Annotated in this window: 23 protein-coding genes and 3 pseudogenes; 15 read left to right on the top strand and 11 right to left on the bottom strand. The window is 54.8% G+C overall.

Annotation, left to right across the window (positions count from 1 at the left end; all coding sequences use genetic code 11):
* The first annotated feature begins 19 nt into the window (after window positions 1-19).
* The 9 genes from F0169_RS00995 (at window position 20) to F0169_RS00955 (ending at window position 6555) form a co-directional block, all read left to right on the top strand.
* A complete protein-coding gene (locus tag F0169_RS00995; protein WP_341869075.1) occupies window positions 20-865 on the top strand; it encodes a hypothetical protein in 846 nt (281 codons plus the stop codon).
* 287 nt (window positions 866-1152) lie between these two features.
* Window positions 1153-1659, top strand: coding sequence for a hypothetical protein (locus tag F0169_RS00990; protein ID WP_152745175.1), 507 nt, complete (start codon window positions 1153-1155; stop codon window positions 1657-1659).
* A gap of 101 nt (window positions 1660-1760) precedes the next feature.
* Window positions 1761-2186 (top strand): hypothetical protein, encoded by a 426-nt coding sequence (locus F0169_RS00985; RefSeq protein ID WP_152745174.1) that lies wholly within the window; start codon window positions 1761-1763, stop codon window positions 2184-2186.
* A 17-nt stretch (window positions 2187-2203) separates the two neighbouring features.
* On the top strand, window positions 2204-2473 hold the full coding sequence (locus F0169_RS00980) for a hypothetical protein (protein WP_152745173.1): 270 nt from the start codon (window positions 2204-2206) through the stop codon (window positions 2471-2473).
* Between the two features lie 90 nt (window positions 2474-2563).
* Window positions 2564-3067 (top strand): hypothetical protein, encoded by a 504-nt coding sequence (locus tag F0169_RS00975; protein WP_152745172.1) that lies wholly within the window; start codon window positions 2564-2566, stop codon window positions 3065-3067.
* A gap of 130 nt (window positions 3068-3197) precedes the next feature.
* A complete protein-coding gene (locus tag F0169_RS00970) occupies window positions 3198-4154 on the top strand; it encodes a hypothetical protein (protein WP_152745171.1) in 957 nt (318 codons plus the stop codon).
* Between the two features lie 45 nt (window positions 4155-4199).
* Window positions 4200-4796, top strand: a complete 597-nt coding sequence (locus F0169_RS00965) for a lysozyme inhibitor LprI family protein (RefSeq protein WP_152745170.1) — start codon at window positions 4200-4202, stop codon at window positions 4794-4796.
* Window positions 4797-4890: 94 nt separating this feature from the next.
* The gene (locus F0169_RS00960) at window positions 4891-5670 is read left to right on the top strand and encodes a YciI family protein (protein WP_341869074.1); all 780 of its coding nucleotides are present in this window, start codon (window positions 4891-4893) and stop codon (window positions 5668-5670) included.
* Window positions 5671-5742: 72 nt separating this feature from the next.
* Entirely contained in the window at window positions 5743-6555 is an 813-nt protein-coding gene (locus F0169_RS00955; RefSeq protein ID WP_152745169.1) for a hypothetical protein, read from the top strand.
* 125 nt (window positions 6556-6680) lie between these two features.
* Here the strand turns inward: F0169_RS00955 and F0169_RS00950 are convergent, their stop codons facing one another.
* On the bottom strand, window positions 6681-6929 hold the full coding sequence (locus F0169_RS00950; RefSeq protein ID WP_152745168.1) for a hypothetical protein: 249 nt from the start codon (window positions 6927-6929) through the stop codon (window positions 6681-6683).
* Between the two features lie 400 nt (window positions 6930-7329).
* Between F0169_RS00950 and F0169_RS28115 the strand changes: the two are divergent.
* The 3 genes and pseudogenes from F0169_RS28115 to F0169_RS00935 all read left to right on the top strand — a co-directional run.
* Window positions 7330-7431, top strand: a pseudogene (locus tag F0169_RS28115) (signal peptidase I); the annotation flags it as partial.
* Window positions 7432-7501: 70 nt separating this feature from the next.
* Window positions 7502-8485 (top strand): GlxA family transcriptional regulator, encoded by a 984-nt coding sequence (locus F0169_RS00940; RefSeq protein WP_152745193.1) that lies wholly within the window; start codon window positions 7502-7504, stop codon window positions 8483-8485.
* A 51-nt stretch (window positions 8486-8536) separates the two neighbouring features.
* Entirely contained in the window at window positions 8537-9451 is a 915-nt protein-coding gene (locus F0169_RS00935; protein WP_172979287.1) for an ADP-ribosylglycohydrolase family protein, read from the top strand.
* A gap of 22 nt (window positions 9452-9473) precedes the next feature.
* Here F0169_RS00935 and F0169_RS00930 read toward each other — a convergent pair whose 3' ends face one another.
* Genes F0169_RS00930 through F0169_RS00920 form a run of 3 tightly spaced genes read right to left on the bottom strand, consistent with a single transcriptional unit; the run spans window position 9474 to window position 12633 of the window.
* Window positions 9474-10715 carry an NAD(P)/FAD-dependent oxidoreductase gene (locus F0169_RS00930; RefSeq protein WP_152745167.1) on the bottom strand — a complete coding sequence of 414 codons (1242 nt, stop codon included), beginning with the start codon at window positions 10713-10715 and terminating at the stop codon, window positions 9474-9476.
* 3 nt (window positions 10716-10718) lie between these two features.
* Window positions 10719-11663: a dihydrodipicolinate synthase family protein gene (locus tag F0169_RS00925; protein WP_152745166.1), complete on the bottom strand. Its 945-nt coding sequence runs from the start codon at window positions 11661-11663 to the stop codon at window positions 10719-10721.
* Window positions 11664-11706: 43 nt separating this feature from the next.
* Window positions 11707-12633: a 4-hydroxyproline epimerase gene (locus F0169_RS00920; RefSeq protein ID WP_152745165.1), complete on the bottom strand. Its 927-nt coding sequence runs from the start codon at window positions 12631-12633 to the stop codon at window positions 11707-11709.
* Window positions 12634-12864: 231 nt separating this feature from the next.
* Here F0169_RS00920 and F0169_RS00915 point away from each other — a divergent pair, with 231 nt between their 5' ends.
* Together F0169_RS00915 and treS are read left to right on the top strand one after the other, a co-directional pair.
* Entirely contained in the window at window positions 12865-13635 is a 771-nt protein-coding gene (locus F0169_RS00915) for an AraC family transcriptional regulator (RefSeq protein ID WP_152745191.1), read from the top strand.
* Window positions 13636-13717: 82 nt separating this feature from the next.
* Window positions 13718-15783: pseudogene (gene treS, locus F0169_RS00910) on the top strand (maltose alpha-D-glucosyltransferase).
* Window positions 15784-16104: 321 nt separating this feature from the next.
* Here treS and F0169_RS00905 read toward each other — a convergent pair.
* The 7 genes and pseudogenes from F0169_RS00905 to F0169_RS00875 all read right to left on the bottom strand — a co-directional run bounded on the left by F0169_RS00905 (window position 16105) and on the right by F0169_RS00875 (window position 23714).
* Window positions 16105-16533, bottom strand: coding sequence for a DUF2628 domain-containing protein (locus F0169_RS00905; protein WP_058414469.1), 429 nt, complete (start codon window positions 16531-16533; stop codon window positions 16105-16107).
* Window positions 16534-16730: 197 nt separating this feature from the next.
* Window positions 16731-17219 (bottom strand): Lrp/AsnC ligand binding domain-containing protein, encoded by a 489-nt coding sequence (locus tag F0169_RS00900; RefSeq protein WP_058414470.1) that lies wholly within the window; start codon window positions 17217-17219, stop codon window positions 16731-16733.
* Between the two features lie 4 nt (window positions 17220-17223).
* On the bottom strand, window positions 17224-18777 hold the full coding sequence (locus tag F0169_RS00895; RefSeq protein ID WP_152745164.1) for a hydantoinase/oxoprolinase family protein: 1554 nt from the start codon (window positions 18775-18777) through the stop codon (window positions 17224-17226).
* Window positions 18774-19871, bottom strand: coding sequence for a DUF917 domain-containing protein (locus F0169_RS00890; RefSeq protein WP_152745163.1), 1098 nt, complete (start codon window positions 19869-19871; stop codon window positions 18774-18776). Before F0169_RS00890 ends, F0169_RS00895 begins: the two co-directional genes overlap by 4 nt.
* The gene (locus F0169_RS00885) at window positions 19871-21160 is read right to left on the bottom strand and encodes a cytosine permease (protein WP_152745162.1); all 1290 of its coding nucleotides are present in this window, start codon (window positions 21158-21160) and stop codon (window positions 19871-19873) included. The genes F0169_RS00890 and F0169_RS00885 overlap by 1 nt, the downstream gene beginning before the upstream one ends.
* A 427-nt stretch (window positions 21161-21587) precedes the next feature.
* Window positions 21588-21864 (bottom strand): annotated as a pseudogene (locus F0169_RS00880) (transposase); the annotation flags it as partial.
* Between the two features lie 254 nt (window positions 21865-22118).
* Window positions 22119-23714 carry a carboxylesterase/lipase family protein gene (locus F0169_RS00875; protein WP_152745161.1) on the bottom strand — a complete coding sequence of 532 codons (1596 nt, stop codon included), beginning with the start codon at window positions 23712-23714 and terminating at the stop codon, window positions 22119-22121.
* Window positions 23715-24649: 935 nt separating this feature from the next.
* Between F0169_RS00875 and F0169_RS00870 the strand changes: the two genes are divergently transcribed.
* The gene (locus tag F0169_RS00870) at window positions 24650-24868 is read left to right on the top strand and encodes a hypothetical protein (protein WP_058414474.1); all 219 of its coding nucleotides are present in this window, start codon (window positions 24650-24652) and stop codon (window positions 24866-24868) included.
* The last annotated feature ends 295 nt before the right edge of the window (window positions 24869-25163 follow it).

The raw sequence follows: 25163 nt of genomic DNA, 5'->3' as shown, positions 1-25163 counted from the left end.
TCCAAGGAATCGGCTCGTAGTGAAAATCCACTTCAACATTGTATTCTCTTTTTCGGCATTATTATTTTCCGTTTCGGCGATGGCTGGAAATAACCTCTCATTGTATGCGTCATCCTCGGGAAGTGCGGTTCTCACAGAGGCAGATAACCATAAATCGATATTAGTTTTTGCTGGGGGTGATGAGTTTGGACAAGCGACAGCTGGTAGTTGTGTGGTTGCTGCGAATTTATTAGCTATCAAAGGTGGCTTTGAAGGTAAGCTAGTGCCGGTAACGACTGAGATCAACAGCTATGACAAAAGCCAGGCTCAGGGAAGAAGTATTAGTATTGAAATGCAGTCTGACGCAATAGTTATAAATGATGTGGATTTTGTTGGGCTGTGTAGTTTAGACAGTAGCTTGGTTAATGTATATCAACACATAGGCGTTAGTGATAGGAGATATAAAAATCTTTACGCAGAAATGATGGAGATTGCTCATACTGATGCCCTAGCGATGTTTAAAGACGGCAGAGTTATGGACGCAATTGCAAGGCTTTCGAGTTTTGCAGATGGTTACGACGTATCTTGGTTGAAGGATAAAGATGTAGAGAGAGTTGTAATTTCTGCGATCAATGATTATGCATTTTTTCTACAGCAGAATAACAGTGCTATGGAATCCATTACCTTCCTAAATAATGTCGTAAGCGCCGATCCCTGCAGAGCCGTAGCTTGGTTAAACTTGGCAGATTCAAACTGGATAATCGATAAGAAAAACGAAGCAGTCAAACAATACGTTGAATATAAAAAACTTATGTTGCTAAAAGATAAAAAATCAAAAATTCCCCTGAGGGTGATAGAGCGTATAAACACACCTGTCGGCTCTTGACTTAAACGTTTTGAATGCTTTAATCGTTGCACCAGAAGTGGATGACTTTTGCTAGCGGGACCAAGGTCAACCAGGCATGACCAAGCGAGGCTTCGGGGGTTGCCTGCAAGTGCTGTCATTCAGCGTCAGTAAGGCGAAACTGACCTATACCTTGCCCTACATCTGCCGAACAAGAGGGCGTGCGACTACTTCCAGATACATTATCTACTGCCGTAGTATGCTGGTGATGGTATAAATTTTGAAAAATCTCACAAAACATGATGAACGCTTGATGGAGTTATCACCGCATGGACAGTTATTTTTCATCACGTTATTGGATTTTGATCACGCTTTTCTTGGCGCCAGAAATTTCTTATGCTTCACCGCTTGCCTTCGACAGTTATAAGGTAAGCGAAGTATACCGCGGCGCGCACAAGCTGAAGGCTGGAGCGCAGGGCGATAAGAATTTGGAGGAGGTACGAAAAAATGCGCTGAAAGTGCCAGTCAACTTCGCCGGTCATTATGTCATCTATACCACTGGGTGCGGTGGGAGCACCTTATGTGGTGAAATATTGGATGTAAAAACAGGCGAAGTGGTTGAGTCCTTTCCTAATGCCTATTATATCGATGGGGAAGATGGCACTGCCCCGTTTTCAGCTGCGTCTGAGCCAGATAGCCGATTGCTAATTATCACTGGGGTCGCCGCCGATACGGAAACGGGTATGAAGGGCGAGGAGTTAGATCAAGGTAGTAGACAGCGCTACTATGAGTTTTTAAATAACAAGTTGTTATTAATTAATATTGTTAAAAAATAGCTCATGCTTTATTTTGGGTTGTCCGCACTGTTAGAAAGTAAGCGCGCAAACGGCTCACCAAACTCATATCTAAATTACTGCTGTTAAAGAGGCGCGTTTAAGTGAAAAAATTAAAGGTCATAAATATAATCAAACTTCAGGCAATGTTTCTAACGTCGCTATCTATTGTTACTGGTTCTGCGTTAGCTGGAGAAAACGTGAAAACGGTAGATGTGCGCTCCTTTAGTGAAGGTTGTTATGGGTACCTGACCGAGTTGGTGAGAAGCAGCAATTTCCCTTTTCGATATACGACTCGAGACAAGGTAAATTTGTTGATTGACAATGATGATGGTGAGCGCGTCTTTGCACAGCTAAATTATGAAACCTCGGGTGAGGGTATCGTCGGCTGGGTGACATATTATATCAATGACCAATTGCTAGTTAACTCATCGGCCGATCTTGAGGAGCCTGTTGCACTAAGTTATGATAAAGAATATGCAGAGCAATATGAGGATTGTGCTTCAAAGCATGGCCATCACCAAAAGTAATTGAGCGCGTGCGTCCCATGTCATTGGAATTTTCGGAGCTCAAAGCTGATGATATTTTCGATGGCAGAGCTTTGAGGCTTAAAGAAGAAGGTGTGCATGCCAAGGTGAGTGAAGAAAAAGCTTATTTGTATTCGGATTCATCAGAATCTTCACGCCTAAAAAGTTACTTGGTAAAAGGGGATGACGTTAAATTATTAAAATTCAGCGCCGGCTTTTTAAAAGTCACGTACATCAATAAAGACGGAAAAGCATTGACCAGGTGGATTGGTTTATCTTCGTTAATTTAAGATTGTTCGTTGCGCTGTGACGCCGATTCGTAATAGTACTCAACATTACGCAGGATAGGGGGGGTTATGTGTTTAGGACGCCTAAGCGAGATGGCCAATAAAATTGTTTCTAGCGCACTATTCTCGCTGTTGCCGTTAAGCTCGGCAGCATTCGCAGCTACTCCACAATTTTCAAGTTATAAAATTGACGATGTTTATGCCGGAAAAAACGCTCCGTTAGTTAACAGCGAAACCGCGGGTGCACAGTGGAATGATTTAAGGCGGGCCGCTGCAAAACAACCCGTGAATTTTGCAGGGCATTATATTTTATTCACCGGCGACTGCGGCGGCGCTTCAGTGTGTGGGGAAGTCATTGACGCAAAGAAAGGTGTTGTTGTGAGAAGCCTGCCGAATGCTTATCTGGCCTATAATGAAGATACCGAAGAGTCATTTGATATTGATTATAAAGTGGATAGTAAATTGATAGTCATAACTGGACTCACCCAGGATGGTGAGGTTGGCGTTAACAAGGAGCCCGTCTCGCGTGTCTATCGCACTCGATATTATAGCTTTGATGATGGCGACTTTAATTTGATATTTAGTGAAGATAACTAAAGGTGCATGGTGTCGGTCGTATTCAATTGAAAAACATGGGCCAGCTATAAGAATAGATAATCGCTAAGACCGTGCAAGCGTTTTAAAAGCTGTAAGGTAAGTTAATGGATTTTTTGACAAGGAATGACAATTGAAATTTATTGTTTTTGTTTTGCTCGTGTCTGCATCGACTTTTTTATTTGCAGGTAAGGTGCTGCCACAACACGAGTCTTGCACGGTCGGTCAGGACAACGCAAATAGCTGTGATGTTGTACTTGATAGCGGCGGCTTCTTGATTGAAGGGGTTTCAGGACATAAACTCTCCGTCGTTTCTGAGAACACAGGAATGATGAGTGCTAATTCGCTCTATAAATACAGTGATAGGTACATCCTTGAACACCTGGATTTTTCATCTTCGCAAGCGCGACAGTGGATAATTTTTGATTATATTGATCGAAAGATTGTCATTGATAGGGTTTACAGTTTTTCGCAAGCGTTATCTTCGAAGTCGGTACTGTTATGGTACGGCTACGAGTGCCGCGGGAGCGGTGAGGCAGCCGTGCATAATAACGACGTCGCCTTTAGTGACGCTGTTGTAGCAGCATTTTGTGGAGAGGCGACTCAGGATAATTTAAGAGTGAAAAGAGGTGCAGCTGATTCAGCGGATGGCGACGCCCTTAATCTTGATATTCCAGTTTACCGGAATAAAAAAATAGTCGGCGAGGCATCCTATTTCTTTTTTGACTCGGATAAACCGGATTTATTCCAGATGGCCTGTTATTTAAATTGTGCCTTGTCGTCTCGTCACCCTGCGACGACATACATCGGAAGGGTTTCTAAGTCTGCGTGGTTTGTTAGTCAACTCATTGAGCAGGGATGCAACAGCCGCGGGGCGTATAGTTACAGAACCTCACAGCAAAAAATTGTGCTTGGCGGATGCATCGGGGCTGGTAAGGTTAACCTCATAGAATTCAGTTCGGGTAAAGCTTCCGAGCGTGCAGAGTTTTCTGGCTCATCTGACGGTGAGGGATACCGCGGAGAGTGGGTGTCCAAGTCAGGCGATAACAAAAGATTCGCGTTTTTCATGTATCCTTCGACCGTTTTTTAAGCGTATGGGTGGTACTCCAGACAATTTCGTCAAGGTGTAAATGTTATGCGAGCGTTAATGGTAGTTGGCAGGGTATGCGTAATTTCTTGTATTCTGTACGCTTCAATCGGTTGCGTGTTCGCGGACGCTCGGTGTGGGGCTACTGCTTTAACCAATGCGGATATTATTAATTGCTCAAGCGTCGCCTATAAGAAGATCGATAAATTACTGAATGAGCAATACAAGGCCTTGATGCTTGAGCTTGATACTCCTCTTAAAGCAGATCTCTTGGCTGCCCAGAAAAACTGGATTAAGCTTAAAGATAGCTATTGCGAAGATGAAAACAACGCGGCTTCCGGGGCAGAAGCACCGATAGAAAGTTTGTCTTGTGAGACTCAGCTAACCAGTTTTCGTTTAAATGAAGTTATCTATTTACGGACTGGCGTGATTGGAGATGGATTTTATAAGGCGGTTTCAATCGTGAATAAGGCATCTGCTTCGATGGATTACGCCAAGGCTGTGAAATACATGGCCGGCGATGTTGATTTGGGGTCTCTGTGGGCGACGTACGCTCAGCAAAATTGCGCGCTTTCTAATACGTTGTTCGGCGAGGTTGCGAAGCGCTGTAAGGCAAGAATGCAATTTCAAATGCCAATCTATTAAAGACCTACAGGGATGCAGAGCATGATTAATGATAATGGTTCGTCTGCTCGGCCAATGATAAAATCTATGGATACTCATTTTGGATGTGTGCTGGGTGAATAGTTATTTGAAGTTTACAGGGACGCTATTTCTTTTTACCTATCTTTGCGCGCCGCCTGCCTACGCGTGCGAACCCGATAAAAGCGATGCATCGTATCCTCCGCTTTCAGTAGGTGGTGGTTTTTTAGTCTTCGGTCCAGTTGCAGTGCTTGAAGACGAAGGCAAATCAACTCCGGAGATGGGTATTGGCGTTAGTTTTATTGATTGCTCTACAGGCGCGATAAAATTTATCGCCAGATTGCCGTACGTTGCGGATCCAGGAGTGGTAGAAGATGCTTTTGTAGCGGATGTCGCGCCTGGTAACCCTACGATTTTCATTATTCACAGTGCGCCAATTCGCGCATTTACTGGCGTCAGCTATGGCAGCGAATATTTCAGTGTTATGGTCTTTCATCAAAAAGGTAAAGATTTTCTGCTCGATCAAAAACTCACTGATTATTTCGGGAGCGGTGCTGATGTAGTCATTCATGCGGCTGACAACGATACGTCTATTTACACCTACCCGTACAAAGCGCGTGGTGCAATTATCGATAAGTTAAAGTCTAAAAGCTACAAGCGCTGGCTGAGCGGCTTGCCGACAGAATTGACGGTCGCTCGTAAGGCAGTGATATATTCTTCAATGACCGTTGTAGACCCGACCAAAATGTATTTGGTAAAAGGGGATAAGGTAATGCAAGAGTCTATTTCGGCTGGGTGGGTTTCCATTTTATATAAAACGGTGAAGGGCAAAGAAATACGTGGCTGGTTATTATGTGACGATGTGGGTGGGTGCTGAACAAGCGCAAAGCACGTGCAGACAGTGACCTTTTTGAAAAATTTTTCACTGTGACAGGGGGAGCCTTAATTAATGAATAAACTTGTAATGGCCGCATCATTGGTCTGGTCTGTTGCCGCGCTCGCGGAAAATAGAATTTATGACCTCCATCCTGCTTTCAATGACGCAGTAAAGGCAGAATTTACACAGGTAATAGGTAATGATGGCGAAACAGTTTCAGCTGTTTTGGTCGATAAAAACGGTAACCAATTTAACCTTCCCGACACCTGCGAGCCTGAAGGTGGGAATGCGGTGCTAAAAGATGCATTCATCGTCAACGCAAAAAAAACGTACTTCTTGTTTACATGCGCATGGCCCGTTCGGCATCCGGGACTCGGTTTGAATGGCACTCAGTATGAGACGTTTGTATATGAGGGCGACACGCTAAGTCTGCTTAAGAAAAATGTTGCGTTCTCTCAAGCGCTTTCTGGTTACGAGGGAAGTCTGGAGGAGGGTGGAATTAGTTATGCGTGGTATTTACCTCGTCAAATCGCCAGCCAAAAAGTGACGGAACTTGAGTTGGGTAACCCTACGGATTCGTTAGGGCTGGCTCACCACGTGGTACTGGCCCGTTTGAAAGACAAGGACTATGCAGGGGTCAAGGCCTATCTGGCCCCTGATAGGCTCGATCGATTAAACAAAGAATTTCCTGTCAATACGTCGAATTGCATCATTTATAACGATTTCGGTTATGCACTTGCCCAAGCAGGCGATAACACGTTAGCTTATAAGCTCCTTAAAGCTGTTGAGTCAGTTTCTCCAGATCGAATAGTCCTGAAACTAAATATAGCGGACGTGTTGTGGTCATCCGATAAACGTGCATCAAAGATTTACTATAAGAAATAGGGTGAGTCTATGCGCCAGGCTGGAAAAGAAAAGCTGATCCCCAGCAGGGTAGTTGACCGAATCAATTCAATTTGAACGCAACTACTCAAAGCGTCGGTGTTTTCCTCGGTTGCCGCGCGCAACCGTCAATCGCCCACGTCAGACCTTCTAATGCGTTGCGCCTTGGCTTCAGCCGCATACACACCAAGTTTCTCCTGCTGATTAGCCAGCAACGCACAGACTTTCATCAGCGTCGCTGCTTCATCAGGTGTTTTGCCAAGGGCCGCCATGGCCGTCAGCTCAACCACCGACCATCCAATAACAGCCGCGGCATCTTCCAGGTCATAAAACAGTTCTTGCTGAGCGGTTCTGGGACCGTCGAGATCGTTTATCAAAAAGTCATCCTGATCCAAATGGCGTGGCAGAACCCCATTCTGCCTTTGATGCGCACGCTGTGCCAATGCCCCGGCAGCGTCGAATCACGCGTGCCTAAACCGGTGAGATGGTCGCGAGCAAGCCAATGCCGATGGTCAGCACTAAAAAGCCGAACAGAAAAAGTGCCATCTTGGTCATAACGCCTCCGAAGGGAAGGGGACGGCAGAAATGTTCCTGCCGCGCTCGACAAGGGTGTCGGGAATTGACGTATTGTCCGCCCCTGGCGGTTTTCAATACAGATGCAGATGGCAAATAAAAAACCGTATCAGATGCGCGGTGTATTTTTAGCCTTGATGTACGCTTCATGCGACCCTGCGAATGCAATGAGCCGCTTTTGCCAGGGTAAAGCGCGCCGGGCATCGCCGGTTGTTGATCGGCTGTGCGCATCATGTGTTGGCGTCCGCACAGATCCTGGATAACTGGATGCCACGTTTTCGCCGTTTCGGCAGCCCGATCCTCTAAGATGGCGCCCACGGCATCAACAATAAGCGTGGGCTGACCCTCAATGGAAAGACGCCAGTTCAGCGGTGGCATGCAAGGCAAGAACCTGCGCTATCTGAATGAACATCCTCAGCAGCCGTCGCCGGTCACCCGCGTCGGCTTTTTGCTGCTTGAGCACTTCTCCCTGCCAGCCTTCACCCAGGCTCTCGATACGCTGATCACTGCCAACCTGTTGCGCCCTCAACTGTTTGCCACGCGCACGTTTGGCTGCGGCGAGGGCGAAGTGATCAGCGACTTGGGCCTGGTGATCCGCCCCGATGCACGCTTGCAGCTGTCGGCATTGCCGGCCCTGGAGTTGCTGGTGATCTGCGGTGGCTTGCGTACCGAGCTCAAAGCCGATGACGCGTTTATTCAGCTATTGCGCAGCGCTGCCGAACAGGGTGTAAGCCTCGCAGGGCTGTGGAATGGTGCGTGGTTTCTTGGCCGCGCCGGCCTGTTGCAGGGTTACCGCTGCGCCATCCACCCGGAACATCGACCGGCGCTGGCTGAGGTGTCCAAAGCCGCTCTGGTGACCAGCGAACCTTACGTGATCGACCGTGACCGCCTGACGGCCGCAAGCCCGTCGGGTGCGTTTCATATGGCGTTGGATTGGATCAAAGGCCTGCATGGCAAAGCCTTGGTCGAAGGCGTTGAAGATATTCTGGCCTTCGAGGAGTCGCGCTACCGGCGCATTAAACCCACGGAAAACCTGTGCGTCAGCGCGCCGCTGCGCGAGGTGGTGAAACTGATGGACGCCAACCTCGAAGAACCCTTGGCGCTGGACCAACTGGCGGTGTACGCGGGTCGCTCGCGTCGCCAGCTCGAACGGCTGTTCAAGGAGCAACTGGGCACTACACCGCAGCGCTATTACCTGGAATTACGCGTCACCGAGGCACGGCGCTTGTTGCAGCATACGGAGCTGTCGCAGGTGGAGGTGCTGGTGGCGTGCGGGTTCGTTTCGCCGAGTCATTTCAGTCGATGTTACAGCGCCTATTTCGGCTATCGCCCCTCGAAGGAGAAGCGATGGGTGAAGTAGCATGGGCGCCGTTGACTCATTTTTTGCACGCGTTTTGATCAAGGAGCGCCGGTGTCTATTACGCTTTCAGACCGCTATCGCGGTAGTTTGCTCGGCTTGGCCTGCGGTGACGCCGTGGGCACCACCGTCGAGTTCATGCCGCGCGGCTCGTTTACGCCGGTTACCGACATGCTCGGCGGCGGCCCATTCAAGCTCAAACCCGGCCAATGGACGGACGATACGTCGATGGCGTTGTGCCTCGCCGAAAGCCTGTTGCGCAAGGGCGGCTTTGACGCCAAAGACCAAATGGGTCGCTACCTGAATTGGTGGAAGTGGGGTTACCTGAGCGCTACCGGCGAATGTTTTGATATCGGCATGACCGTGCGTGAGGCATTGGCCACATTCGAGCAAAGCGGCGAGCCCTTTGCCGGTTCTACACATCCGTATTCCGCCGGCAACGGTTCGATGATGCGCCTTGCGCCTGTGGTGTTGTACTTCTTCCCCAACGCGCAAAACGTCCGCACATTTACCATCAAAAGCTCATGCACCACGCATGCGGCTCAGGAGGCAATCGAGTGCTGTGTGGTGCTGGCGTGCGCAATCAGCAACGCCCTGAGCGGAGCCTCGAAAGATGACGTTTTGAGCCTGTCTGCCGGTGGCTTGACCGCGCCTAAAGTCATTGCCATCGCAGGCGGCGAGTACCGCCATAAATCACGCGATGAGATCACCGGTTCCGGGTATTCGGTGGCGTCTTTGGAGGCTGCGTTCTGGTGCTTCCAGCACACCGACAGCTTTGCTGATGCCGTGCTCGCCGCTGCAAATTTGGGTGATGATGCGGACACCACCGCAGCCATTGTGGGCCAGTTGGCCGGGGCGTACTACGCTGTGCAAGGCATTCCGGCGGGCTGGTTGGCGAAGCTGTGGATGCGCGATGAGATTCAACAGATGGCTGATGCGCTGTTAAACGCATCCCAAACCCGCGCTTAAACAGCTCGGTCGATGGGTTTAATCAGAACCGGTCCAGTCGATAAGGCGACGACGACGGCGTTGAAGTCGCCAACCGCGCAACCATTTCCGCCGTCACCGCCGCCTGCGTCAAGCCTAAATGCTGGTGCCCGAACGCAAGCAATACCCTGCCGTCGCACACCTGATCAATAATCGGCAGCGAGTCGGGTAACGACGGCCGAAACCCCATCCACGCTGTCGCGCCTTCCGCGCTCAGGTCCTCACGAAACAAGCCCTGGCTCAGCCGGTGCAACTGCCAGGCACGTTGCATATTCGCCGGCCGCTTGAGCCCTGCGAACTCAACCGTGCCGGCCAGGCGCAGGCCTGCGCTCATGGGCGTCATGATGAATTTGCGTTCGAACGACGTCACCGCAAACGGCAGGCGATTGTGCTCGTGCGGCAGCATCAGGTGGTAACCGCGCTCGGTGTCCAGCGGGACTTTTTTGCCGGTCAGTGCCGCGGTGAGCTTGGCCGAGTGGGCGCCGCATGCGATCAGCACCTGGCGTGCGGTAAACGAGCCTTGGTCGGTGATCAGCGACACACCGTCCGCCTGCAGCCGCCCATCCAGCACGCGTTGCTTGAGCAACTGCACGCCTTCGGCCTTGGCTGCGCTGACCAACTCGCAGACCACTTGGTAGGGGTCCAGAAAATGCCCGGTGCTCGGGAAAAACAGACCGCCTTGAAGCGCATCGCTCAATTGCGGCGCCAGCGTGCGAAGCGCATCGGCCGACCACAACGCCACCGCGACGTTTTGTTGTTGCATACGCTGGCGCAGCGCATCGATCGCTCCACGTGACTCGGCACGCTCGAACACCAGCAGCGAGCCGTCTTCGCGCAGCAGGTGCGCGCGATCAATTGAGCGCAGCAAGCGTTGCCAGGCACCCAGGCTGCTTTCATTGAGCGCGCGTAGGCCCGCCACCGTGCGCTGGTAGTTCGCCGGGCGCAGGTTCAACAGCAGGCGCGCAAACCAGGGCAGGGCGCGGGGCAGGTATTGCCAGTCCAGGCGCAGCGGGCCCATGGGGTCCATCAGCATGGCGGGCAGCCGCGTGAGGATTGAGGCATCGGCAATCGGAAAAACCTGCTCGGTCGCCAGGTGCCCGGCATTCCCGTACGAGGCGCCCATGCCGGGTGCCTGCGGGTCGATGAGCACCACGCGCTTGCCCTGACGCGCGAATTGCAAGGCACAGGCGACACCCATGATACCGGCGCCGACGACGGCTATATCGGCGCTGCGAGTGTCGGGCATGGCCTAGGCCTCAAGCTCGGCCGACCAGTGGGCGTACCACTGGCGGAACAGCGTGTACTGTTGCTCGGCGTAACCGCGCTGGGCATCGCTGAGCGCATCGGTTGGGTTGAAATGCAGGGCATAACCCTGGTCACCGTTGAGTACCATCAGGTGCTTGTAAAACAGCACCAGGTCGCAGCCTTCGTCAAAAGACGAGAGCACGCCCAGCGCAGCTTCCAGCTCGCGGGCCAGGCGGCGGGCCTTGGCGTCACCATTGGCAGCTTGTTTGCTCAGGGCCACCAGGTGCAACACTTCGCGTGGCAGCGCGTTGCCGATGCCAGTGATCGCGCCGGTCGCGTTGCAGTTAACGAAGCCGTGCACCACTTGGGTGTCGACGCCGACCATCAGGCTCACGTTTTCGTCCTGCGCGGTGATGTTCTCTGCCGCGTAACGCAGGTCGGCAGCGCCGCCGAACTCCTTGAAGCCGACCAGATTCGGGTGTTCGCGGCGCAGTTCAAAGAACAGCTCGGCGCGGGTCGCAAAACCGTAATAAGGGCTGTTATAGATCACCGCCGGCAAGTTCGGCGCGGCCTTGAGGATGGCTGAGAAGTGCGCCTTTTGCGCGGTGGTCGAGGCGCCCCGGGACAGCACGCGCGGAATCACCATCAAGCCGTGCGCGCCGACTTTTTCGGCATGTGCAGCATGCGCGACCGCCTCACGGCTGTTGACTGCGCCGGTGCCGACGATGGTCGGCACGCCAGCGGCCACCAGGCGCGCCACGCCTTCCTGGCGCTCGGCCTCGGTGAGCAGCGGCCAGTCACCCATGGAGCCGCAATACACCACGGCGCGCATGCCGATTTCGGTCAACTCGTGGCCCTTGGCAACCAAAGCGTCGAAGTCCGGTCGACGCTCAGGCGTGCACGGGGTCATCAACGCGGGGATGCAACCGGTAAAGATGGCGTTTTGCATGGCGCTAGCTCCTTGCAACGTTCGGTGAAAGTAAAGTGCGGGCTCAGATGCCCCAGGCGAAAGGGTCCTGCTCGTCGATCAGCAAGGTGCTGTCGGCGGTCATGTAGGCGCGGCCGGTAATGAACGGGCTTACACGGTCGCCGTCCCATTCATAGTGGACCTGGAACAGGCTGCCGGTGATGCTCGCTTGCACCCACGAGGCGCCAGGGCTGAGTGTTCCGTCGGCGGCCAAACACGCGAGTTTGGCGCTGGTGCCGGTGCCGCAGGGCGAGCGGTCGTAGGCCTTGCCGGGGCACATCACAAAGTTGCGGCTGTCGGCCTGGGCGTCGTCGGCGAACAGCTCAACATGGTCGATCACCGCGCCATCCGCCGCGTAAATGCCTTGGGCTTCGAGGGCCTTGAGCATCGCCCAAGTGTAGTCGGTGAGGGCGTCAACATTGTCCATGTGCAGCGTTTGGCCGTGCTCCGACACCAGAAAAAACCAGTTGCCGCCCCAGGCGATGTCGCCGTGCACCACGCCATAACCTGGCACGTCCACCGGCACCTGCTGGCGATAGCGATAGGCGGGCACATTGCGCAAGGTCACGGCGCCGTCTGCGTGCAGCGTCGCGGTCACGGCGCCCACCGGCGTGTCGATGCGATGAACGCCGGGTTCGATGCGACCCAAGTGGTGCAGCGAGGCAACCAGGCCGATGGTGCCGTGGCCACACATGCCGAGGTAACCGGCATTGTTGAAGAAGATCACCCCGCACGTCGCGCCTGGCGTTACCGGCTCGCAGTACAGCGCGCCGACCAGAACGTCATTGCCGCGAGGTTCCAGCAGGCAGGCGCGGCGCCATGCGTCATGTGCGTCGCGCAGGTTGTCGCGTTTGTCGGCAAGGCTCGCGCCGGTAAGCTCGGGGAAACCCGTCAGCACCAGGCGCGTGGGTTCACCGCCGGTGTGCGAATCAATGACGTGCAGGCGTTTCATAACAGGCTCCGTGCAGCGGGCGGGGAAGGGCTCAGGCACTTTTTTTGTCGCCTTTTTGTGAGTTATTCGCAAGGCAGGCAGTGCGCACAGCGTGAACCGATCGGTGCGCCAACGATTGATGGTTTGCGTTCGCTTGAGTGACGAAATCGGCACAGTTTGCCGCGCTCGACAGCACTACGGGCGTGCGGCACGATGACTCGCAGTCAACCTGAAAAATGTGGGGTGCAAGGCATGTTGCACAGCGTGTTTACGACCCTCTGCCAAGGCAGTGAGGCGAGTCGCCCGCACAGCATCGAGCAGCTACTGGCCGGGGTCGCGCAGTTGTTGCCGATGCTCGATGTGATCCCCAATGCGACGATTTTCATCAAAGACATCAACGCGCGTTACGTGCTGGCCAACCGCACCCTGGTGCAACGCTGTGGCCTTAAACATCTGCAACCGTTGCTCGGCAAGACCAGCGCCGAGGTGTTCCCCGCGCAACTTGGCCCGGGTTACACCGAGCAGGACCTGCGTGTGCTGCAACACGGCGAGGTGCTGGACGATCAGCTTGAACTGCACCTCTACGGCAGCCGCGAACCCGGCTGGTGCCTCACGCATAAATCGCCGCTGTACAACCATGCAGGCCACATCATCGGCCTGGCGGGTATCTCGGTCGACCTGCAATCGGCCAGCCAAACCCATCCGGCGTACCAGCGCCTGGCGGCTGTCGATGATTACATCCGCGCGCATTTCAGCCGGCGCATCAGCCTCGCTGAGCTGACCCAGGTCGCCGGCATTTCCGTGGCGCAGCTGGAGCGCTACTGCAACCGCATCTTCCACCTGACGCCCCGGCAGATGATCCAGAAAGTGCGCCTGGAACACGCGCATCGGTTGCTGCGCAGCGCGTTGCCGATCACCCAGGTGGCGCTGCAATGTGGCTACACCGACCACAGCGCGTTTACCCGCCAATTCAAGGCGTTGACCGGGTTTACGCCCATGCAGTATCGGCAGTTGCCTGGTTAAGCGCATTGCGATGCAACGAATAGCCCCGCTTGCGGCTCCTATGCTTACGAGTAACCTTTTCACGACCACAGGTAGTAGGCTTATGACGGCGGCGGACAACGATCATGTGAACTGGCTGGTGCAACAATCGATGCTCAACGCGGCGCGCCAACGCGCCAAGCTCTACTCGGGGCAGGGGCGGTTGTGGCAACAGCCATATGCGCACACTCGGCCGCGTGATGCTTCAGCCTTGTCCTCGGTGTGGTTTACCGCCTACCCGGCCTCGATTGTCACGCGTGAGAACGGCACGGTGCTGGAGGCGTTGGGCGATGAGAGCCTGTGGCATGCGCTGTCGAAAATCGGCATCCAGGGCATTCACAACGGCCCGCTGAAAAAGTCCGGGGGCCTCTCCGGTACTCGGCATACGCCAACCATCGACGGCAATTTTGACCGCATCAGTTTCGACATCGACCCGCAACTGGGCACCGAGGCGCAGTTGCAAGCGTTGACGCGCATGGCCGCCGCGCACAACGCGGTGATCATCGACGACGTAATCCCGTCCCACACCGGCAAGGGCGCAGATTTTCGCTTGGCCGAGATGGCGTATGAGGACTATCCCGGCCTATACCACATGGTCGAAATACGCGAGGAAGACTGGCCGTTGCTGCCCGATGTGGCCGAGGGGCGTGATGCGCAGAACCTCAGCCCCTTGCAGGTCGATGCGCTGCGCGACAAGCACTACATTGTCGGCCAGTTGCAACGGGTGATCTTTTTCGAGCCCGGCGTCAAGGAAACCGACTGGAGCGCCACTGCGGTGGTGGTGGGCGTCGATGGCAAACCGCGCCGCTGGGTGTACCTGCATTACTTCAAGGAAGGCCAGCCGTCGCTCAACTGGCTGGACCCCTCGTTCGCCGCGCAGCAGATGATCATTGGCGACGCCTTGCATGCGATTGACGTGATGGGCGCGAAGATCCTGCGCCTTGACGCCAACGGCTTCCTTGGCGTGGAGCGCAAGCTGGACGGCACCGCCTGGTCAGAAAGCCACCCGCTGTCGATCACCGGCAACCAGTTGCTCGGCGGTGCGATTCGCAAGGCCGGCGGTTTCAGCTTTCAGGAGTTGAACCTCACGGTTGACGACATTGCCGCGATGTCCCACGGCGGCGCCGACCTGTCCTATGACTTCATCACCCGGCCGCGTATCAACATGCGTTGCTGATGGGCGACACGGAGTTTCTGCGCCTGATGCTGCGCGAAATGCACAGCCAGGGCATCGACCCCGGCTCGTTGATTCACGCGTTGCAGAACCACGATGAGATGACGCTGGAGCTGGTGCATTTTTGGACATTGCACGCTCACGACAGTTACCTCTTCCAGGGCCAGACCTTCCCCGGCAGCATCCTGCGCGAGCATATCCGCGAACAGATGTACGAACGTCTGGCCGGTGAACATGCGCCGTATAACCTGAAATTCGTCACTAACGGCGTGTCCTGCACCACGGCCAGCATCATCACCGCAGCGCTGGGTATTCGTGACCTGGACGCGATTACACCGGCGGACATAGAGCAAATCCGCCAGATCCATTTGTTGTTGGCGATGTACAACGCCATGCAACCCGGCGTGTTTGCCTTGTCGGGTTGGGACCTGGTCGGCGCGTTGCCGCTGGCCGCCGATGACGTAGCGCATTTGATGGCGGATGGCGACACCCGTTGGGTTCATCGCGGTGCCTATGACCTGGTCGACCTGAACCCGCACGCAGAGTGTTCGGCGGGGCAGATGCCGCGCGCCAAATCTTTGTACGGCAGCCTCAACAGCCAGTTGCAAGACCCGCAGTCATTTGCCTCGCAACTGCAAAAAATTCTCGCAGTGCGCCGCGCATACGACATCGCCGCCAGCCGCCAGATTCTGGTGCCGGAGGTCGAGAACCCAGGCTTGTTGATCATGGTTCACGAACTGCCGGCCGGTAAAGGCACGCAAATCACCGCCCTGAACTTTGGCGCTACAGCGATCACCGAAACCCTGCACTTGCCCGACATCGCGCCAGGGCCGGTGGTGGACATCATCAACGAGCGCGTCGAGGGCGATCTGACTGCCGACGGCGAGTTCACCATCACGCTGGACGCGTATGAAGGCCTGGCGTTGCGAGTGGTCAGCCATTCACCGATGCTCTAGGCAACGCTTACGCCAATAAAAAAGCGGCGACTCAGTAATGAGTCGCCGCTTTTTATATTGGGCGTGCGGTGGTGAGTGTGAGTGTCTGCCGCCAGGAAAAAACCGCCTGCTGAACTATGCTTGCCCTTTGCAATCGTATTGCGATCAACGAATTTGTCGACGGGGCAATATGGACAAGCGGCTTGCAGGTCTCTCATTTTTGTTGACGCTCGTCTGGATCAGCGCCGTCATATTCGTCATGTGGTTCTTTTCAAAGGCATAGGCTCGACAACTCGACACGCCCGCTCGCCGCAACAGCCCTGTTGAGCGATGCAGTGTCGATCAGAGGCGCATGCCTTCAAACGGGTTCCAGCCCTGTTGCCCCTTCACCTCTTTAAGGTAGTAGGCATAGTTCGTCAGCACTGCGTACATGAACGAAAAGCCCAGACCGATACCGTTATCCAGCGCTCTCGGAAGCTCCATGTCGAAGATCGCGAAGACGACGCTCACGGCGATATACACCAGGAACATGATGCCGAGCAGCGCCAGGTTCTTCTTCCACAGGCCCAGTACGAACAGGTAGATAGGGCCAAAGAAAAAAGCGATCACGTTCGCGTTGATCAAGACCTTTTTACCAAAGGTCGGCAACGCTTTAAGCGCCGCTTTGTGTCGCGGGTCGTTCGGCGGGCCGTAGGTCTCAAAAAAATTGAAACGCTCTTGCCATTTCGGCTTGTGTGTCCCTGCCGCTTGCACCTGTTCTGTCGTGCTCATCATTGCTTCCTTGTGTTCCATCGATGGGTGTTTCTTCCGGTACTGTCCATTCATCTTTTTACACTACGGCGTTTTCCAGCTCAGTCGCCGCTGGCATGGCTTATAAACGATTCGTTTACCGGTGTCGATGGATCTTGTTTGCCTGGCCCTGTGGGGCAGTGCGCAGTGCTTGAAGGGCAAAGAAGCGTCCTGCGGGCCTAAAAAATGATGGGCAGTCCGTGAGCGGTCTGTATTTCTTCGATCACCACCGTACTGTCCACCTGTTTGACGCCCGGCAAGCGTAGCAATACCTCGCCAAGCAGCGCGCGGTACTGCGCCATGTCGCGCAGCCGAGCCTTGATCAAGTAGTCGTAGCGCCCCGACACCCAGTAACAATCGAGTACCGCTGGGATCTTCGCCAGTTCGCGCTTGAACTGCTTGCTACGGTCGCCTGCGTTGTCGGCCAGGGTGATTTCGATAAACACCAACATGCTCAGGTCCAGCACCACGGGGTCAATCACCGCGTGGTAGCCGGTGATTACCTTGTTCTTTTCCAGGCGCCGCACACGGTCGATGCACGGGGCCGAGGTCAGGCCAACCGCCTCCGCGATGTCTTTCATTTGCAGCCGGGCGTTTTCTTGCAGATGCTGCAGTATGTTCAGGTCGATGCGATCCAGCACCCGCTCGGTTTTACGTTCTGTTCTCATCTATTCACGCCCCCAATGACCCCGCCGCCTTGGCCCGGATGCGTACGGCGTTGCCGGGCATGTAGGCCAGCGGCATCGTATCAAGGTCCACCACGGTGACTGAGTCCGCGATCGCACCGGCGCAAATGGCGCGTGCGATGGCTTGATTCACCGCCTCATCGATCCCGGCGTTCAACGACTTGTGCTCCAGCGACACGATCAACTCGACTTCCCCGCTGGCCTGGGCAATGGCGACCCCAATGGCATTGGCGACGCCAAAATTTTCTGGCCGGATGATTTGCGAGGCGCCCTCCAAGTGCGTCGGCAAAATAATTGCGCCGCCCCCCACCAGTACCACTGGCAGCGGCGCGCTGCTGGTTTTCATGCGATCGATGACTGCTTCGACCATGGCCACGTAACGTTCATACACCTGCTCTACCAATACCGCCGATAAGTCACTGACCCGTCGGCGATCACCAATATCGGCCAGCCCCTTGGCGACGGCGATATCGGTAATGGTCAAGGTTTGCCCACCAAACACCAGGGCTTCACGCGTCAAGCGGTAGCCAACACTGTCTGGCCCTATCTGGAAGCCGCCTTCGCCCACCCGATGCACCACGGTGCCGCCGCCCAAGCCGATGGACGCGATGTCCGGCATCCTGAAGTTGGTTCGCACGCCGCCAATTTGCGCTGCAATCAAAGACTCCCGGGGGAAACCGTCGGTGAGCATCCCGACGTCGGTGGTGGTTCCGCCAACATCGATAATCAACGCGTGCTCCAGCCCTGCCAAGTAGGAAGCGCCGCGAATGCTGTTGGTCGGCCCGGAGGCGATGGTCAAGATCGGGTAGGCCAGCGCATGCTCCAAGGTCATCAGCGTGCCGTCGTTCTGACCGAAGTACACCTTGGCGTTGACCTGATGGCGCTTCAAGGCCTCGACGAAAGCGGCTGCGGTGGTTCGGGCAGTGCGAAACAGGGCGGCATTGAGGATCGAAGCATTTTCGCGCTCAAGCAAGCCGATCGAGCCAATGGCATGCGACAGCGACACCGGAATATCCCCCAGTTCTTCTTTGACCCAGTGCGCGACCTGCAACTCTTGATGCGCCGACACCGGCGAGAACACGCCGCACACCGAAATCGCATCTACCTGGCCGCGCACGTCACGCAGGTGCCGGCGGATCTGCTGCTCGTTGAGCGCGCACAGGCAACTGCCGTCGTACTCGACCCCGCCTTCGAGCATAAACAAATGCTGCCCGAGCAGCGCCCGCAAGTCATCGGGTACGCCCTCCATGGGCGGAATCGCCAACGTTGCGGGCGCACCCAGACGCAAATGCGCCACTGTGTTCAGCGCCTTGCGTTCGACAATCGCATTGGTGCATTGGGTTGTGCCAAGCATCGCCTGGGTAATCGCCTCTCGCGACACACCGGATGCACCGAGTAACGTGGCGATGGCGGCTTCAATACCCGACATGACGTCCGCAGTCGTCGGCTCCTTGGTCTGCGCGATCACCTGGCCGGTCTCGTCGAGCAACACCGCATCGGTGTTGGTTCCGCCTACATCGATACCCATCCGATAGCTCATGACAGCGCTCCCTTGCCCGCCACCAGGGTGGCCAGCGGTACGTAATCCAGGCCGTATTTGAAGTAACGCGGGCCCGCGACGTCGATGCCCTTGGCGGTCATCCATTTTGGATTGGCCGCAATACCGATCGCCACCACGCGCGCGCCGTAGCGCAGCCGCTCGGCCAATAACGGCAGGCCGGTTTCTTCATCGAGTACGCAAATCAGGTCTGGGGTGATGCACAAGGCGCGGTCGTTGTTGCGCGCCAGCAGGTATTCATTTTGGAATGCGATGTCGAAACGCTCGCCCTTGTCGGCGCCAATCCCGTCGAAGTAAGCGACCCCGCGCGAGAAACCTTCCTCGGTACGCCGGTCCACCTCGGTCACCTTGCCTCGAAACAATACGTGCCCTTGCAGCAAGTCGAGCAGTGCGCCCAGTGCCGGTGTGCCGCTTGACCGGGCGTGCTCAAGGGTTTCGCCGATACGCTGCTCGAAACTCAGAATGCCGTGTATGCCGGAGCGTCGCGCAATGGCAGCAGTGATCGGGTAACCGGCAAAAATAGCCGCGCCGCCCATGCGCGCACACACCGCGCGGGCGAATCGCTCGGTGCGCAGGCCATCGTCAGCCTCCACCAGCACGCTGTTGAGCTTTTCGTCGACCACAACAAAAGGCGAGGCGTTGACGCCATCCAGGTGAAAGGTGGTCATCTGGAACTCGGGAAAGGCACGGCCCATGCCATCCATGTCAACCACCGGCAAGCCCAGACGGGCCGCCGTTGCCAGTGGCAGCAAGGAATTGAGGCCACCCGCTTCGATCGGGAAGATCGCCGTAACCTTACGCCCATGAATCTGCTCAATGATCTCACAGGCCTTACGCGCTTCCTGGCCGTTGGGGATTTTCTCGATCATCACCGTCGGCGCACCGATCATGCCGGTCGACAGGATTAAATCGTCGTCGTGCAATTCGTCCACACTGATCAAGCGGATCGGTCCGCATTCTTTGATCGCCCGTTGCGCCATCAGCTTGCCGATATACGGGTCGCCGCCACCACCAGCGGCCAGGATCGAGGCGCCGACAGTGATCAGCTCAATCGCTTGTTCATCGAGTAATCGCATCAAGCACGCTCCATGGTCATAAATCGTTGGCGGGCCAAACCCACCAGCCAGTAAGCCGACGCCGCTGCCACCAGTGAATTCAATGACGCAATCCCGTGGTTGAGCAAAAGCCCCACGGCGGCACCAAAGGCGCAGCAACATAATGCTGGCCAGCCAATATTCACCGTGGCCGCCGGTAGCAGGCCCAACGCGCGGCTCTCGTCGAGGGCCTGGCGGTGGGTTTTTAACACGAAGTAATCCACCAACATGACCCCGGCAATTGGCGGGAAGATAACGCCGAGCACAATCAGAAAATCGATAAAACGGTCGAGGATTCCAAGCACTGATAGCAGCGTGCCGATTGCGCCGAGCACGAGTGTCAACATGACTCGGCTAATGCGCTTGTCGAACAGGCCTTCGAGGCTCGTGACCATCGCCAGCGATGAGGAATACAGGTTGAAGTCGTTGATTTTGATGGTCGCCAAAATCACCGTCAGCAAGCCAACCCAGCCCGATGTCTGGGTCAGGATGGTCACCACATCATCGGTTTGCAGGGCATGCGCGATGAGGATGGCGATGGTATTGACGATAAACTCGCCAACCACCAGCGACGCCAGCGTTACCCACACCGCGTCGCTCACGCTGCGGCAATAACGCGTCAAGTCCGGCGTCACCAAGGCCCCCGCGATGTAGCCACCGGCTACCGCGCTGGCGCCAGCGCCCAAGGTCAGCGCGGTGCCCAAGGGCGTGCCCGGGAACAACTCTGCGGCCGTTGGGTGGGCCAAAATGCTGTAAAGCGACCACAGCACCACCACAAAAAACAGCGGCACTGCGATCTTCGCTGTCCAGCCCAACGCACGGAAGCCGAACGCCACCAACCCCGACAACGTCGCCCCGGCAATACACGAAGCCAGCCCAAACCCCAGCACGCCACCGGAGGCGTAGTTCAGGCTCTTGGCGAACATCGCGTTCTGCACCCCAAACCAGCCCAGCAGGCTGAGGGCAATCACCACGCCCACCAAAATTGAGCCCACCCGCCCAAAGCCGCACCAGCGCGCCAGCAAACTTGTCGATAAACCCTCGCGCGCCCCGGCAATTCCCAGCCCCAAGCTGACAATTTCGAGTAACAGGCTGCCGATGAACGTTGCCAATAACGCCTGACCAAACGTCATCGAATGCCCCAGCGTAGCCCCGACCATAAACTGGCCCAGCGAGGTCATTGCCCCAATGCGGATAAGACTGATGGCAAACAGCGAACCGCGTGCCGACATCGGCACGCGAGAGGATGAATAGTCGTCGGAAGATTCCATCGTGCTCACTCGTTCTCGTTGTAGAAACAATCGATGCGCGATGCAAACGACGCAGCGCGTTGTTAAACGGGGCAGTTTGGAAAGGGGCGGGCAATGGCAGCTGGGTTTCTAGTTATGCCTCGATGCTAGCATGGGTGTTGCCCAAGCCAATTGGGATGTTGGGTGGGGAAACCAAAATGATAAGGGTGGCGCAATAGTTTCATTGCGACCACTTATTTTTGAACTGGTTATGCCGTCGGGTGCCAAAACATGTATCACCCGGAGGACGTAGCGATGACTGAAGAAAAGAACCAAGAGCCCGAACAGGAAACCCCGGCACATGCCACGGAGGAAGAGCAGGAGAGGTTGAAGGATTTCAACAAGGACGGGATTCCGCCGGGTGCTTGCTGATCAGGCCGCGAGTTGAGTAACGACTGCGCACCGACATCAAGTGCGCGGTAGCCTTTTTTAATATCGATTTTTCCCTTTCCAGGCGGGCGATCCGGGCCTCCAGTTCCTGAATTTTTTGCTGTTCCGGGGTCAGCGCTTTGTTTTGCGGGGTGACGCCTTGGCGGTCTTTCTGAACCTGGTCGACCCAACGGCGCAGGGCCGACTCCCCGACGCCAAGTGAACGACGGGCTTCGATGTAGCTGTAGTTTTGCTTGAGCACGGGGTGCAGTCTCGCGTTTGAGTTCAGCAGAAAACGAACGACGTTGTTTGGTCATCTGACACCTCGATCTGGCGAGCATTCTCGCCTAAATGGGTGTCTGGTCTCATTGACCACTACCAGTATCCTTTTTGGAGAGTGAGAGTCGACTCACCGGGGGCGGACACTATGAATGGAGGTGCATTGTTCGCAGTGAATAGGATGTGTTGGACGTCCGGACAAGCCTGCACCAATACAGGGCCCGGCGCTGAGCAGGGAGGGAGTAGTGCAGGCAGTTTCCAGCTGCGCTTTGCGCCGGTTCGAATTTCGGTGTTACTTACTGTTCACACGCTCAATGAGGTCCAGCCGGGCTTTCCAAGGATCAGTGCGACTGGCTGTTTGCTCTGCCCCTTTTGCAGACAAGTCGAGTAGTGTATTTGTGCTGTAGGGCGGCCACTTTGGGAGCCGTGAGTTGTTAGGCGAGCCGGTCTTGGCAAATGATATCCAGTACCTGTTTACAAGGTGAGCCATCTCTTGATCCTCTTTGCTCACTGCCGCCCCGTATTTCGCCTTTAGTGTATCGAAGACATAAGGCAGTTCACTGGCATGTTGCGCCCCGCTGATGGTGTCGCGGATGGAACTGGCAACGTAGGAAAACCGGTACTGGTATACCGAAGCACCTTGCGCCGATAAGGTGTTGGCAACAAACCTGGACGGCTCCACCATCAGTTGGTCACTGGATATCTGTGTGGCGACTGCCATGAAGTTCCCAGTGTTTCGAGGGTCGTAGACCTCACGTGCCGTTTGGCGGTAACCCGGGTCGAACAGTGCGAGCGCTTGCTCCATGGACGTGGCTGTTGGAAAAGCCAGGTCTCGGTCTGTTGCGCCAATGATCAGTGGGACTTTTTGAAAGTTACCTGCTTTGTAAACAGTGCCCGGCTCATCTACAACCAGTTTGCCGTCGATCATGGTATTGGAAAAGGTGGTGAAGTTCTGAGCTAACGTAGCCATGTTCAGGTTTCCGACAATGGATTCGGCCGGTAGCGCACGCAGTTGTGCCAATGCCGATTTATCTTCCCCTTGAATACCTACTGTGTGGGCGAAGGTCTTACCGACCTGCTCCGCTGAGGGGAGTCCTTCAGGACCCGTATGATCAAGATGTCGACCCGGTACGAAGCCGGTTCGCCCGCCGCCCGACATCGAAATAGCTTGGCGAAAAAGGCCCTTGGCTTTCTGGGATGTCATGAGGACATGGATGCCAAAGCCTCCCGCAGACTCACCAAACACCGTAATGTTATTCGCGTCGCCGTCAAAGGCGCCGATATTCTTCTTCACCCACTTCAAGGCGGCCAATTGGTCCATCAGGCCGTAGTTTCCTTTCATCTCATGCTCGTATTCGGTCCTCAGCGCAGGGTGAGCGAAGAAGCCGAAACGGCCCACACGATAATTGAAACTCACCAGTATCACGTCTTGGCTGGCAAACTGAGTGCCGTCATATACAGGAGAGGCTGAGTTTAGGTTTACGTTGCCGCCACCGGTGATCCACACCATAACGGGAAGATTCTTAGCTGCCTTATTGGCGGGTCGCCAGACATTAAGCGTCAGGCAATCTTCGTCAGGCGCTAACCCGCTGCCCAGGTTGCCAAGTGGCAGTTGCATGCAATCATGGCCGAAGTTTTGAGCAGGGTGTATTCCGTTCCATGCGTGCACCGGCTGCGGTGGCCGCCAACGCAATGGTCCGATGGGCGGAGCCGCGTAGTGTATGCCTTTGAATACAATGACACCGTTGTTAAGTACCCCCTCCAGCCTACCCGTTTCGACAGTGGCAAACAGTGGGTTGGCCGTCGCTTGATCGGTAGAGTATGCATAATTGATGGCAAACAGTCCGACAGTGAAAGTTACCGCGATGAGTCGTGAAAATAAGCTCATGAAGCCTCCTTGCAAAATGTGCTTGAGTCTCTCAACGGCTACGTTTTTGTTCCGTAGAGAGTGGGGCGCTTGTCCTGATTTTCGAGTGAATCACTATAGCGCAGAGCAATCTGCACAGTAGGACTTTCACGCTGTTTTTTTGCTAAAGTGCCTGGAGTGTCTTGGTTAAGTTACTTTACAAATAGTAAGCGTTTCAGCCGGAAAGTTGACAAGAGCGTTACCGTTCGCAAGTCGAGAAACATAGTTTCCCTATAATCACAAAAAGCTCACAGAGTGGTTTATGGGGGTTTTTGAACTGCTCGACACAATGAACTGCATTTGGGCGTATTGTCAATTTTCTCAAATAGTGCAAATGATAGGTCATCGACAAGATTGAGCTGTGTCTAAGTAAAAGTAAGTAGGTAGAACGTTAACTCGGTATTAGCGCAGACTAAGCTCAACACCGTACCAGAAAAGTCAGGTGCTGCGCTCAGTTTCCGCCGCTGCCCTTGAAAAACAGGTTTCGCGGCAGCCGATCACAGCGATTGAGTTTTTGAGGCTATTCTTCGAATACGGCAGTTTCCGGGGTTAGGCTTCGTGACGCTTCCAGTCAGGCAGTGTCTGGGTCCTGGGTACGCTTCGTACTAAAATTGCAGCCTGCTCATCACGACGGGCCAGCTATCTGCAGATGAAAAAACGAGGGGTAGAAAAGTAGAAGCCATTCACGAATATGGATTTAAGGCTAAGCGTCCGCAAAAGCTGGGTACTCAGCAGTACCTGTCATTTCTCTCAGTAGACAAAAAAATCCCCATCACAATAATGAGCTCGCATCTCGCCACGGACGCCTTGCATTCGGACTCTAAGCGCACATCGTTGTGCGCTCAGTTAGCCCAACTGCGATAGGCATTGGCAAAAACGGGGTCAGCCATCTCTCCGCTCGCGCAGGAATACGCGTAATGAAAAAACTACTAACTATCAGCAAGGCCGAACGCACAGGCATGGCATTGTACAGGGCAGCCTATGAGGCTGAGCAATGCTACAACTGGGCAAGCGCCGCAGAATTTTACAGGGCAGCTGCGTTGATCTGCCGAGGCACTGGCGCGCAAGTTCCATACATCAACGACTTGCTAACCAAGGCCGCCGAGTGTAGCTACAAACGCTATGGCTGTGAGTAAGACTATTAAGGACGATTAAAATGCCAAAATTATTAAAAAAAAAGTTTTACCCTCGCTTACGCGAGCATTAATAAGTCAGCCGAAAAAATTGATAGTTCTAACAGCCACGCTACTGCTCAAAAAGGGCACGAAGAAATCGAAACCTGCGAATCGGCAGTCATAAGTCTAAAAAAATCGCTCTATAGAATCAGGCTTTGTGAAGATGGCAATGTAGTAACTCTTCATTGAGAAGCCCCACGATTGATTGAGCACATTTAGCAGGGTACCCCGTGGCGCGCGGATGGTTACGGGGTGT

It is taken from the genome of Pseudomonas kitaguniensis (assembly GCF_009296165.1).
GTDB lineage: Bacteria > Pseudomonadota > Gammaproteobacteria > Pseudomonadales > Pseudomonadaceae > Aquipseudomonas > Aquipseudomonas kitaguniensis.
This window is presented reverse-complemented; position numbering and strand designations above follow the sequence as displayed.